Annotated in this window: 10 protein-coding genes; 4 read left to right on the forward strand and 6 right to left on the reverse strand. The window is 71.6% G+C overall.

The window, feature by feature from the left end; genetic code table 11:
* Positions 1-83: 83 nt before the first annotated feature.
* The gene (locus H180DRAFT_RS08420) at positions 84-1,643 is read right to left on the reverse strand and encodes a hypothetical protein (protein WP_055485605.1); all 1,560 of its coding nucleotides are present in this window, start codon (positions 1,641-1,643) and stop codon (positions 84-86) included.
* Positions 1,644-1,952: 309 nt separating this feature from the next.
* Between H180DRAFT_RS08420 and H180DRAFT_RS08425 the strand changes: the two genes are divergently transcribed.
* Positions 1,953-3,791: an endonuclease/exonuclease/phosphatase family protein gene (locus H180DRAFT_RS08425; protein ID WP_055485375.1), complete on the forward strand. Its 1,839-nt coding sequence runs from the start codon at positions 1,953-1,955 to the stop codon at positions 3,789-3,791.
* A 136-nt stretch (positions 3,792-3,927) separates the two neighbouring features.
* The gene (locus H180DRAFT_RS08430; RefSeq protein ID WP_055485376.1) at positions 3,928-4,566 is read left to right on the forward strand and encodes a Uma2 family endonuclease; all 639 of its coding nucleotides are present in this window, start codon (positions 3,928-3,930) and stop codon (positions 4,564-4,566) included.
* Here the strand turns inward: H180DRAFT_RS08430 and H180DRAFT_RS08435 are convergent.
* Positions 4,496-5,476, reverse strand: a complete 981-nt coding sequence (locus H180DRAFT_RS08435; protein WP_055485377.1) for an EI24 domain-containing protein — start codon at positions 5,474-5,476, stop codon at positions 4,496-4,498. The two genes, H180DRAFT_RS08430 and H180DRAFT_RS08435, sit on opposite strands and share 71 nt — an antisense overlap.
* Positions 5,477-5,654: 178 nt before the next feature.
* Here H180DRAFT_RS08435 and H180DRAFT_RS08440 point away from each other — a divergent pair, with 178 nt between their 5' ends.
* Positions 5,655-6,884, forward strand: a complete 1,230-nt coding sequence (locus tag H180DRAFT_RS08440; protein ID WP_055485378.1) for a CehA/McbA family metallohydrolase — start codon at positions 5,655-5,657, stop codon at positions 6,882-6,884.
* 56 nt (positions 6,885-6,940) lie between these two features.
* Here the strand turns inward: H180DRAFT_RS08440 and H180DRAFT_RS08445 are convergent, their stop codons facing one another.
* Positions 6,941-7,801 carry a GNAT family N-acetyltransferase gene (locus H180DRAFT_RS08445; RefSeq protein WP_055485379.1) on the reverse strand — a complete coding sequence of 287 codons (861 nt, stop codon included), beginning with the start codon at positions 7,799-7,801 and terminating at the stop codon, positions 6,941-6,943.
* A gap of 358 nt (positions 7,802-8,159) precedes the next feature.
* On the opposite strand from H180DRAFT_RS08445, the gene H180DRAFT_RS08450 reads away from it, so the two are divergent.
* A complete protein-coding gene (locus H180DRAFT_RS08450) occupies positions 8,160-9,362 on the forward strand; it encodes a PP2C family protein-serine/threonine phosphatase (protein WP_254665934.1) in 1,203 nt (400 codons plus the stop codon).
* Between the two features lie 176 nt (positions 9,363-9,538).
* Here H180DRAFT_RS08450 and dapD read toward each other — a convergent pair whose 3' ends face one another.
* The 3 genes from dapD to H180DRAFT_RS08465 form a co-directional block, all read right to left on the reverse strand.
* Entirely contained in the window at positions 9,539-10,546 is a 1,008-nt protein-coding gene (dapD, locus tag H180DRAFT_RS08455) for a 2,3,4,5-tetrahydropyridine-2,6-dicarboxylate N-succinyltransferase (RefSeq protein WP_055485607.1), read from the reverse strand.
* A 75-nt stretch (positions 10,547-10,621) separates the two neighbouring features.
* On the reverse strand, positions 10,622-11,221 hold the full coding sequence (locus H180DRAFT_RS08460; protein ID WP_175437740.1) for a TetR/AcrR family transcriptional regulator: 600 nt from the start codon (positions 11,219-11,221) through the stop codon (positions 10,622-10,624).
* A complete protein-coding gene (locus H180DRAFT_RS08465; protein ID WP_055485609.1) occupies positions 11,221-11,541 on the reverse strand; it encodes a DMT family transporter in 321 nt (106 codons plus the stop codon). Before H180DRAFT_RS08465 ends, H180DRAFT_RS08460 begins: the two co-directional genes overlap by 1 nt.
* Between the last annotated feature and the right edge of the window lie 156 nt (positions 11,542-11,697).

Consider the following 11,697-nt stretch of genomic DNA (forward strand, 5'->3'; position numbering starts at 1 on the left):
AGCCGCCCCCGAACGGCGGGCGTCGAGGTCTCGCGGCCTCCCCGTCCGGCCATGCGGGGGCCCGGCCGGACGGCGGCCCCCGCTCAGCCCAGCCGGCTGCGCGCCTTGAAGGCCGCCTTCCGCGCCTCCTTGGCTGCCTGCCTGTCGGGGTGGACGCGGCCCATGGCCTCCAGGACGTCGGCTGTCGCCGGGTGGTCGACCTTCCACGCCTTGTCGAAGAAGCCGGCGTGCTGGTCGACCAATCCCTGGACCAGGCCCTGGAGTTCGGCTGCCTCGCCGGCCGTCGCCAGCTGCGCGGCGATGGTGTCGACGGTCAGCCAGAAGACCATCTCCTCGTCCGGCTGCGGAACGTCCTGCGCGCCGTGCTCGACGAGCCACACCCGCGCCAGACCGCCCAGCTGCCGGTCCTCCAGCACCTCGCGCAGGGCCGGTTCGGCCTCGGCGCCGATGAGGGAGAGCGCCTGCTGGCACGAGAGGCGGCGGGTGGGCGCGTTCTCGTCCGTGCCGCGGGAGGCCGTGAGCAGTTCACGAGCGGACTCCAAGGGCGTGCGGGCGGCGAGCCAGGACTCGATCTCGGCCTGTGCGTTCTCCTCGGTGTACGGGGGCAGTGCGTCCAGCAGCGTCTCCGCGTCCGCGCCGGCGAGGTCCCCGACGGCGGGCGCCTCGACGCCGGCCTCCCGCATGCGCACGCGGACGCCGTGGGTGCCCAGCGGAGTCAGCCGCACCATGCCGTACCGGGAGACGTCCTCGTCGTCGAGGTTCTCCGGCAGCTCGGCGTCCTCGTCGCTCTCCTCGGTCAACGCCTCGTCGACGGGCTGGTATTCGACGAGGCCGACGGGCGCCAGCATCCGGAACTGCTCGTCGAGCTTCATCATCGCCGCGGAGACCTCTTCGAGTACGGCGTCCGTCGGTTCCTCCATGTCGTCCGGGACGATCAACGACGCGGCGAGCATCGGCAGCGGCACCATCGCGCCGGCGGAGACCGCCTGGTCGGTGGCGGTCAGGACGTAGAGGTTGCCCAGCGCGGCGTCGAGGAAGTCGGCCTCCTTCTCCGGGTTCCAGTCGAGGGAGTCGAGGTCGATGGCATCGGGATCGATCTGCCCGTCCTCGCCGGTGACCTCCTCGAGGCCGCCGAGGAGGTCCTCGAAGCTCGGCGTCGCGGCGTCGGCCAGTACGGTCTCCAGGCCGTCCTGCCAGATCTCCAGCACCTCTTCCGGTGTGCCCTCGCCCCGCAGGAGGGACAGTTCGCCGCCGGGGCGTGCCGTGCCGACGGGTTCCTCGGTGAGGGCGCCGCCCGTGCCGTCGGCGTCCTGCGAGGTCTCCCCGCCGTCCTCCTCGACCTCCAGAAGACCTGTGTCGACGGCGAGTTGCCATGCCTGGGCCGTGTGCATCTCACCGTCCTCGTCGCCGGAGAGGCCGAGGTGGGCGACGGCTTCCTTCAACTGGCCCGCGAGCAGCTCCCCTCCGGCGCCGACGGGCACCCCGGCCCTGCCCGCGCCGGCCTCCTCCCCGGCCCAGGCCGCGAGGCGTGCGGCCCATGAGAAGAGCGGCGCCGCCAGTGCGTCCCGCGCGAGTTCGGCTTCGGAGGACAGCCGCACGGGCGGCAGGGCGGGACGGTCGCCCCCGGTCGTTTCACCGGACATCAGCGCGTTCATCTCCTACGGGTGCTGCATGGTGCGGAAAGATGCGGCTCCCAGCGTAGACGGGATGTGTCCCGGCCTGCCCGGAACGCGCGCCCGGTCACCCCCCGGCGTCTCCACGGGCCGCGCGGGGGCTGTGCCTCACCGGGCGGCGGGCGGCGAGCAGTTGTGTGGCGCCGTGCTCAATGACCTGGATCCGCTTGACAAGTGTGATGAGCACGTCAGACTTTTACGCGCGTAGAGATTACCGGTCCGTAATGCACGCCCGGAACTGGACAGTTCGCCGTCCGCCACCCCCCTCCGGAGGCCCCGTTGTCGTCCCGTCTCGCAAGAACCTCCGCCCTCACCGTTGCCGCGGTCTGCGGATCGGCGCTGCTCGTCGTCACCGCCGTCACGGCGTCCGGCAGCACGGCCGAGCAGCCACGGCTCCACGACATCCAGGGCGACACCCGGATCTCGCCCTACGCGGGCAAGCAGGTGTCGGACGTGCCGGGAGTCGTCACGGCGGTGCGCGGCTTCGGCAAGGCACGCGGATTCTGGATGCAGGACCCGAAGCCGGACGACGATCCCGCCACCAGTGAGGGCATCTTCGTCTTCACAGGCGAGAAGACACCCGACGTGGAGGCCGGGGACTCGATACGGATATCGGGCGAGGTCGGCGAGTACTACCCGGGCGGTGAGGATGCGGGCGGCCAGTCCGTCACACAGCTGACGGACGCGACGTGGGAGGCCGCCGCCAAGGCGAAGAAGAAGCTGCCCAAGGCGCTCGCGCTGACCGCGGACCGCGTCCCGGACGCCTACGTCCCCGAAGGCAAGGGCGACGACGGGAACATCGAGTCCCTTCGGCTTCAGCCCCGCAAGTACGCCCTGGACCTGTACGAGTCACTCGAAGGCATGCGTGCCGGCATCAAGAACGCCCCGGTCACCGGCCCCACCAGCCAGTACGGCGAACTGTGGGTCACGGCCGACCCGGACGAGCACCCGACCACACGCGGCGGCACCCTCTACGGCGGCTACGACCAGCAGAACGGGGCCCGCATGAAGGTGAGTTCACTGCTGCCGCGGGAGGAGCACCCCTTCCCCGACGCCAACGTGGGCGACGTCCTCAGCGGCACCACCGCCGGGCCCGTCGACTACGACAACTTCGGCGGTTACGGCATCCGCGCCACGACCATGGGCGAGTTGAAGGACAACAAGCTCGAGCGGGAGAAGACCCGCAAGGGAAGCAAGGACGAACTGTCCGTCGCCACCTACAACGTGGAGAACCTCTCCCCCGAGAGCGAGCCCGCGAAGTTCGACCGCCTCGCGGAGGCGCTGGTCGACAACCTCGCCTCCCCCGACATCGTCGCCCTGGAAGAGGTGCAGGACAACTCGGGCCCGGAGGACGACGGCACGGTCGCCGCCGACAAGACCCTCGAGAAGCTGACCACCGCCATCGAGAAGGCCGGCGGCCCCGCCTACGAGTCCCGCGGGATCGACCCGGAGAACAACGCCGACGGCGGTCAGCCCGGCGGCAACATACGCGTCGCGTTCCTCTTCGACCCCGACCGCGTCGACTTCGCCGACCGCGAGGGCGGCGACGCGACCACGCCGGTGAAGGTGACCGACGACGGCGGCTCCCCCAAACTGTCGGCGAACCCCGGCCGCATCTCCCCGGAGGAGGAGGCGTGGAAGGACAGCCGCAAGCCCCTGGCCGGCGAGTTCACCTTCAAGGGCCGCCAAGTCTTCGTCGTCGCCAACCACTTCGGCTCCAAGGGCGGCGACCAGCCGATGGAGGGACGCAACCAGCCGCCCGTCCGCGGGTCTGAGAAGCAGCGCATCGCACAGGCGAAGCTGGTCAACTCCTTCGCCGAGGAGGTCGAGTCGGTCGACGAGAACGCCGCGGTCATCGCCGCCGGCGACTTCAACGACTTCTCCTTCTCCCCCGCCCTCGACGCCTTGCGCAAGGGCGGCGTCCTCACCAGCCCCATGGACGAACTGCCCGCCTCCGAGCGCTACGGCTACGTCTTCAACGGCAACTCGCAGGTCCTCGACCACGTGCTGACGAGCCCGGGCACGGGTCGCGTCACGTACGACATCGTGCACATCAACGCCGAGTTCCACGACCAGGCCAGCGACCACGACCCCACGGTGATCCGCATCAAGCGGTGAGCCGGACGTGCAAGCCGGTCCACGCGGCTGCGTGCCGCGCGGACCGGCTTGCGGCGTTCCGGCGTGACGCTCCTGCGAGCCGTATCGTTGTGCCGTGCCGCTGCACCGCCCGGTGCGGTGGGGAGGGAGCGGCACGATGACAGTCGAGCTGACCGACAGGACCGAGATGGCCGACAGCAGCGAACTCAGCCTGGACGAACTGTTCGAGTTGCTGGAGCGGATGCCCGTCCCCGAAGGCTACAAAGCCGAGATCGTGGAGGGTACGGTCCACACGTCGCCGCAGCGGGACGCCCACTGGGAGATCATCCGCAGGATCGTCCGTGCCTTGGAGGACAGGTTCGGCATGGACGTGAAGGTGAAGTCCGATGTCCGCATCGACTTCCCGGGGCACAAGAACGGATTCGCACCGGACGTCGCCAAGCTGAGCGACTCGGCACACCCCGACGCGGAAGGCCGCTGGCGCCATCAGGACATCGAGTTCATCGCCGAAGTTATCTCCAGGGGCACGGCTACGAACGACTACGGCCCCAAGCTCCGGGCCTACGCGATGGCCGGAGTCCCGGTCTACCTCATCGCTGATCCGTACGCCGGGCGCTGCCGTCTGTACACGCAGCCGAAGGGCACGGCCGGCTACCGCAGCGAGCTGACCATCGACTTCGGGACCCCGGTCGATCTGACGACCACGCTCCTCGGGATGACGCTGCCTACTGAGGCCTTCCCCCGCGAGTCCACGGCCCCAGCCGGGGGTCCTGGTCCGGAGCCTTCGGTGCGCTGAGTCCGGGTGCGGACGACGGCCCTGGTGCAGGTCCGGTGGCCGGCGGGCGCAGCGCGCGGTGGCCGGCGCTCTCGTGCCCGTCTACGTGCCCGTCTTCGTGCCCGTCTTCGTGCCCGTCTTCGTGCCCGTCTTCGTGCCCGTCGCCGCCCTCCGCGGTCCCGTCGCGCCGCTCGTCCGCACCCATGAGGTCCCGCACGAGGAACGCCGCCCCCGCGACCGCACCCGGCATCAGCACGACCGCGACCAGGGGCACCAGGAACGCCAGGACGAGCGGTACGCCGAAGCCGAGCGCCAGGCTCCTGCGGGTGCGCAGGATGCGAAGCCGCTCACGCACGGGGATCCCCCGCCGCTGCATGGCCACGGAGACCAGCTCGAGGGTGAGGAAGAACCCGGAGACGGCGAACCCGATCGCCGGGACGACGGTCTGGCCGGCGACGGGCAGGAAGCCCAGGAAGAAGAGCGGCACCGTGAAGACCAGCATGCGCCACAGCACGTAGAGGCTGTCGCACACCGAGATCCACACCTCCCGCCACAGAGGGCTGTCCGGCGCGGCGGGAGCCCCGCCCTCCGACTCCTCCACCTGCTCCGAGAGCTTCTCGTAGAAGGGGTCGCCGAGGACGAGCGTGACGGCCGTGAAGGTGAGCACCGAGATCAGCAGCCCGCCGAGCCACAGCAGCACCGCGAAGAGGACACGCAGGGAGTCCCGCCACAGCTCGCTCCAGTCGTCCGCGAAGGGCGTGGCCCAGGCGGCGACGTCGCCGGCGAAGAACGCCAGCGCCGTCAGCGCGGCACCGTAGAGAACCAGCGTCACCAGCGCGGGCAGCAACCCGAAGCCGAACCACCGGCCGTGGCCGAACACCCAACGCTGCCCACGCCCCAAGTACCGCATCCCCGCGGCGAGATCTCGCATGGCGGTAAGCCTATGGCCTACGGCCGGCGAACCGGCGTGCGGGCGGGCGCGGACCGGCAGGAGCGCGGGTGCGAGCGGCGTCACCGCACCCTGCCGTGGCGTGCCGAGGGCAAGAGTTCAGGTATCCGTCGTGCGCGGGGTCCTGACGAGCGGAGCACTCTGCGCTGGAATACCGCGCATGACGACACACGAGCACCTCCATCATCACGACCGCACGCCCAGCCGGCGGTCCCTGCTCGCCGGTGCGAGCGGCCTCCTCGTCCTCGCCTCTGCCGAAGGCACCGCGAGTGCGGCCGCCACCAGGACCGCCAGATCGTCCGACTTACCGGTCAAGCGCACCGGAGCCGCCCGGGGCTCCCGTCTCACCCAGGGCACCACGCTGGTCCACGCCGATCTGCACAACCACACCGCCATGTCCGACGGCGACGGCGACCCCGAGCTCGCCTTCGCCTCGATGCGCGACGCGGGACTGGACGTGGCCGCCCTCACCGACCACGCCACGCTGCTGTCGATCGAGGGCCTCAGCTCCGAGGAGTGGGACCGGACGGGACGCCTCGCCGACGCCGCCGACGACCCCGGCGCCTACACGGCCATCCGGGGCTTCGAGTGGTCCCACCCGCTGCAGGGCCACGCGAACGTGTGGTTCACCGACGACTGGGTCGACCTCGGCGGCGCCTCCGGTCCGGGCTCGCTCTACAGCTGGCTGAAGGACCGCAACGCCGTCGCCAGCTTCAACCACCCGGGGCGCGAGGCAGGCATGTTCGACAACTTCAGCTTCTCCGCGCGGGCGCTGGAGAAGATGGTCGGTCTGGAGATGTTCAACCGCGGCGACGACTACCTCTTCGACGGCTGGTCCGGCACCGGCCGCTCCCCCCTCGTCGCCTGCCTCAACGCCGGCTGGCGCACCGGCCTGACGGGCGTCACCGACGAACACGGCACCGACTGGGGCTTCCCCGAGGGCAAGGGCCGCAGCGGGCTGTGGGTCACCGAGAACACCCGCGCGGGCGTCTTCGAGGCGATGCAGGCCCGCCGGTTCTTCGCAACGCGCGTGTCGGGCCTGCGGCTTGACGCGGTGGCGGGCGGCGTCCGGATGGGCGGCACCCTCGGAATCTCCTCGGGCGACGTCCGGTTCACCGTGGACCTCGACCGTGGCCCCGAGTGGGAGGGCAAGCCCCTCAACGTCCAGGTGCTGCGCCCGGGTTCGCACGCGCCGGCCGTCGTGGACGTCATCGAGACGCAGTCCAACCGGCTGACCACGTTCACCGTGCCCCTGGACGCGGCCGACGGCGACTGGATCGTCCTGCGCATCTCCGACCCGAGCCGGGCCAACCCCTCCCCGGGCCCCGCGGACCATCCGTGCAACGACTGGGGCGTCGCATACACCAGCCCGTGGTGGCTCCGGGCCTGACCGCAGCGCGTGGTTGGCCCCGTGGGGCCAACCACGCTGCGGGGGCGGGAAGCCGGTCAGGCGCCGGCTCCGGAGCTGAAGTCCACCTCGGCGTAGTCCGCCACCTTGCGGTAACCGATGCGCTGGTAAAGGCCGTTGCTGGTGGGGTTGGCCAGGTCGGTGAAAAGCAGCACGTCCCGCACGCCTGCCGCCAGAGCACTCCGCGACACCGTGGCGGTGACCGCGGAGGCATAGCCGCGGCCGCGCAGCCGACGGGGCGTGAAGACCGGGCCGATCCGCGCCATACCTGCCGCGGTCCGGCTCAGCCCCGCCAACGCCACCGGCTGCCCGCCGTCCTCCCAGAGCGTCAGCCCGCCATAGGACAGGCGCTCCTCCACCGCGCGGCCGGGGTCGTGCTGATGGGGCCGGGCCAGCTCGCGGTCGAACTCTGCCCACCACTCGACGAGCAGCGCCCGGTCGGCCTCCCGCGCGGCGCGCCCGGAACCGTTCGGCGGGACGGCGGGTGGCAGCAACCGGCCCAGGCGGTAGAGGCGTTCACGGCGCCGCATGCTCCAGCCGGCTCCGGTGACGCCGGCCCACGTGCCGGCGAAGCCCAGCGCTGCCGCCTCGGGCCCGAAGACCCCGGCCGGCCAGGACCTGTCCCGGCGGTACGCCTCTGCCAGCGGACGGTGGGCGGCATCGGGCAGCCGGGTCAGGATGAGGCCACGGGGCGGAGTGCGCAGGAACGCGCCGGAAACGCCGTCCCTCCCGGTCCACCACCCGAACTCCGCCGGGAGGTCACCCAGGGCGCTCGGTCCTTGATGGCGCAGGCGCTCCACGAGAGTCAGCAGAAGCGTGTGCTCGGCGGGACGGGAGCACAGGAAGGCTCCCGCGGCTTCCTCGAAGGCCTCCATGTCCCGCGTCGTCGTCCAGACCATGCCCCATTCTCACCGGCTCCCCCACGTCCGATCAGCCGGATTACGGCCGGCGGCCCGCGACTCGTGGCCGGCCCGTGGAGAACCGCCCCGGCCCGCCCCGGCCCGAGGCGCTGCATGAGATGCGGGAGCTGGGCAGCCCATGGAGGGGAGCATCGCCGGCGCCGGCAACCGCCGGACGGCAACACCCGAGACACCCTCGCCGTGCGGCAGGAAGCCAGCGCCGAACCGAACGCGAACCCTTCCCGCGGCCACCGGCGGTCTCCGGCGCCGGATCACCGGCCGGCGGCCGGTCCCGTCCGGGCACGCACCTGGGCCACCGCGGCTGGCCGTCCCCGGGGAGACCGGCCACATTGGGAGGGTGCGGGAGCAGACCAGGGAACGGGCGCTGCAGAGCGGGAGAGAGCGGCAGGCGGACAGGTGGGGCGGGCGGATCACGCGCGAGGGCCGCTTCACCGCCCAGGCGCGCGTGCGCCGCATGATCCTCCCGCTGCCCGTCGTGATGGTTCTCGTCGCCGTGGGTCTGGACCTGGTCACGGCTCCCACGCTGACCGGTTCCGCCCTCTTCTGTGCGGCGCCCCTCGTTGCCGCTCCCTTCTTCTCGACCATCGGCACCGCCTTGATCGGCTTGTTCTCGGTCGGGTCCGTCGCCCTCATGCGTGTACTCGATGAGATGTCCACCGGAATGATGGACATCGCCGAAACCTCTTCGACGGCCGTCGTGTCACTCGGGGCGGTCGTCATCAACCGCCTCCTGCGACACAGCCGCGCCACTGCCTTCTCCGCACGGACCATCGCCGAGGCCGCCCAGTTCGCGGTGCTGCCGGTGCCGCCCTCCCGCCTCTGCGGTTTCCAGGTGGCGGCGCGCTACCGGGCCGCGCAGATCGACGCACGCATCGGCGGTGACCTGTATGCGGTGCAGGAGACCCCGTACGGCCTCCGGCTGATCGTCGGGGACGTGCGCGGCGCGGGCATGGACGCGGTCGAGGCGGTGGTGGTCGTGATCGGGGCCTTCCGGGAGGCCGCGGAGCAGGAGACGTCCCTCTCGGCGGTCGCCGCACGCCTGGAGCACGCCCTGCACCGCGAGGGCCGGCGGCAGCACACCCGCCACTACGACGAGGCCTTCACCACGGCCGCGCTCGTCGAGATCCCCGCCGGACAGCCCGAGACGCTGCGCATCGTCAACCGCGGTCACCCGGCGCCGCTGCTGCTGTCGGCCGACGGCAGCACACGCTTCCTCGAACCGAGCGAGGCCGCCCTGCCTCTCGGCATGTCCGGGCTGGTCCCGGGCAAGGGAGCGGACTGCACCGACGAGGTCCCCTTCCCGCGGGGCACGCAGCTCCTCCTCTACACGGACGGCCTGTCCGAGGCGCGGGACCGCAACGGCCGGTTCTTCGAACCGGACAAGGCGTTCGCGGGGCGCGCCTTCGCCGATCCGGAGACGCTCCTCGACGCGGTGCTCGTGGACGTACAGACGCATACGGGCGGCGCGTCGGCCGACGACATGGCCCTGATGGCGGTCCAGCGGAGCCCCCGGGTGCGCCCGCACACTTCACGGCGGTGACGGTGGGTGCGGTGCGCCCGCGCACCGGACCGGGAACCGCGCTGTGCGGCCGAAGGCGGGCCGGGGATGCGAGCGGCGGCCATGACGGACGACGGCGGCGCCGGCAGCGGGCCCGCTGCCGGCCGCCGAGGTGCCCGAAGACGCGCGGAGGCGCCCGAAGGCGCGCGGAGGTCGGCTCAGTTGTGGCTGTGCAGCGCCTCGTTCAGCCCGCCCCAGGAGCCGCTGCGCTGGATGACCTCGACCTTCCCGGTCGTGGAGTTGCGCCGGAAGAGCAGGTTGTCCGCGCCGGAGAGCTCCAGTGCCTTGACGATCGTCCCGTCGGGCAGCGACACACGCGTACCGGCCGTGACGTACAGCCCGGCCTCGACGATGCAGTCGTCGCCGAGTGAGATGCCGATGCCGGCCTCTGCGCCCAGCAGGCAGCGCTCGCCGATGGCGATCGTCTGCTTGCCGCCGCCCGAGAGGGTGCCCATGATCGAGGCGCCGCCGCCGATGTCGGAGCCGTCGCCGACGACGACTCCGGCGCTGATGCGGCCCTCCACCATGGACGTTCCGAGGGTGCCGGCGTTGAAGTTGATGAACCCCTCGTGCATCACGGTGGTGCCTTCGGCCAGGTGCGCCCCGAGGCGGGCACGGTCGGCGTCGGCGAGGCGGACGCCCTTCGGCACGACGTAGTCCGTCATGCGCGGGAACTTGTCGACGCTGGTGACGCTCAGGTGCTTGCCCGAGGCTCGCGCCGCCAGCCGCACCTGCTCCAGCCTGTCGACGGCGACGGGGCCGAGGTTCGTCCAGGCGACGTTGGCGAGCAGCCCGAACTGGCCTTCCAGGTTCAGCCCGTGCGGGCGCACGAGGCGGTGGCTGAGCAGATGCAGCCGCAGGTACACGTCGTGGGTGTCGGCCGGCTTGTCGTCGAGCGAACCGATCACCGTGCGCACGGCCACGATCTCGACGCCACGCACCGGGTCGGCACCCAGCGCCTTCGGCGCCGCCTCGCCCAGGGCCTCGGCGGCGCGCTCGGGGGTGAGGCGTTCGCTCCCGGCGGGCCCGCCGGGTTCGTCGACGAGCTCGGGGGCGGGGAACCAGGTGTCGAGGACGGTCTCTTCGCCGTCGCTCCCCCGGGAGATCGTGGCGAGCCCGACGCCGACGGCGCCGGTCGTACGGGTTGTGGTGGCTGCTTGCGTCATGCCGGGCACGTTATCGGCCCGCGCACCGGCGGTGCCAACCGGTCCCGGCCCCTGGAAGACGCATCGGCCCGCGTCTCAGGTCTCGCCGGTGACACGCGCGAGCGTCGACCGCACCGCCCGGCGGTCGAACGGCCTGTCGGTCAGCAGCAGTTGCAGCAGCAGGCCGTCGATGAGGGCGACCAGGACGCGGGCCGTGGCGACGTCCGCCGTGTGCCTGCCGATGACCTCGACCATCTCGTCCAGCCAGGCCGCGGCCACTGGCTGGAGAGCAGGACGCCGCAACGCCGCGAGGTAGAGCTCGTACTCAAGGCGGATACGCCCGCGGCCGCCGTGCGCGTACTCCTCCATGAGATCCGTGAGCACATCGGCGAGGGGCCTGCGCTTCTGCGGCCCCGGCCCCTCCGCCGCGCTGCCCTGCGCCACGGGCTGCGCCTGCGCGGCCAGAACCTCCTCCCAGTCCTTCATGGCGCCGCGAGGCCCGCCGCAGACCTGCTCCAGGGAGGCGACCAGCAGGTCGTCGAGGCCGGCGAAGTGGTATGTGGTCGATCCGAGCGGCACACCGGCCTCGGCGGCGACCGTGCGGTGGCTGAGGGCACCGATGCCCTTGAGCTCGACGATCCGGATAGCCGCGTCGATGATGCGCTCGCGTCGCTCCGGGTCGTACCGCCGCGCCATCAGTGGATACCCCCGAGGTTGAGCACGACCACGCCGGCGATGACCAGCACGATGCCGATGATCTTCGCGGCCGTGACGGACTCGCCGACGAAGACGATGCCGATCGCGGCGATGGCGGCGGTGCCTGCGCCGGCCCAGATGGCATAGGCGGTGCCGACGGCCATCGACTTCAGCGTCTGGGCGAGGAGGGCGAAGGCCACCAGGTAGCCGATGCCGGTGATCAGCGAGGGCCACAGCTTGCTGAAGCCGTCGCTGTACTTCATGGCGGTGGTGCCCAGCACCTCGGCGAGGATCGCACCGGCAAGCGTCACATAGACCATGTGTACGAGCGTACACAACCATGTGTACGCTCGTACACGACATTCCGCGCACCATGGCGTTCAGTCACAGATTTCCACCAGGGACCTGCGCGACCGCGGCACGCAGAAACCCGGCCTGCGGGTCCTCCGGAACCACCCGGAGGACTTCCCGCCGCC

It is taken from the genome of Streptomyces sp. WMMB 322 (assembly GCF_900090145.1).
GTDB lineage: Bacteria > Actinomycetota > Actinomycetes > Streptomycetales > Streptomycetaceae > Streptomyces.

Bases quoted from the DNA above. Each gene is read 5' to 3' on its own strand.
- H180DRAFT_RS08420 (WP_055485605.1), bottom strand. From the start codon at position 1,643: ATGTCCGGTGAAACGACCGGGGGCGACCGTCCCGCCCTGCCGCCCGTG.
- H180DRAFT_RS08430 (WP_055485376.1), top strand. From the start codon at position 3,928: ATGACAGTCGAGCTGACCGACAGGACCGAGATGGCCGACAGCAGCGAA.
- H180DRAFT_RS08435 (WP_055485377.1), bottom strand. From the start codon at position 5,476: ATGCGAGATCTCGCCGCGGGGATGCGGTACTTGGGGCGTGGGCAGCGT.
- H180DRAFT_RS08440 (WP_055485378.1), top strand. From the start codon at position 5,655: ATGACGACACACGAGCACCTCCATCATCACGACCGCACGCCCAGCCGG.
- H180DRAFT_RS08445 (WP_055485379.1), bottom strand. From the start codon at position 7,801: ATGGTCTGGACGACGACGCGGGACATGGAGGCCTTCGAGGAAGCCGCG.
- dapD (WP_055485607.1), bottom strand. From the start codon at position 10,546: ATGACGCAAGCAGCCACCACAACCCGTACGACCGGCGCCGTCGGCGTC.
- H180DRAFT_RS08460 (WP_175437740.1), bottom strand. From the start codon at position 11,221: ATGGCGCGGCGGTACGACCCGGAGCGACGCGAGCGCATCATCGACGCG.
- H180DRAFT_RS08465 (WP_055485609.1), bottom strand. From the start codon at position 11,541: ATGGTCTATGTGACGCTTGCCGGTGCGATCCTCGCCGAGGTGCTGGGC.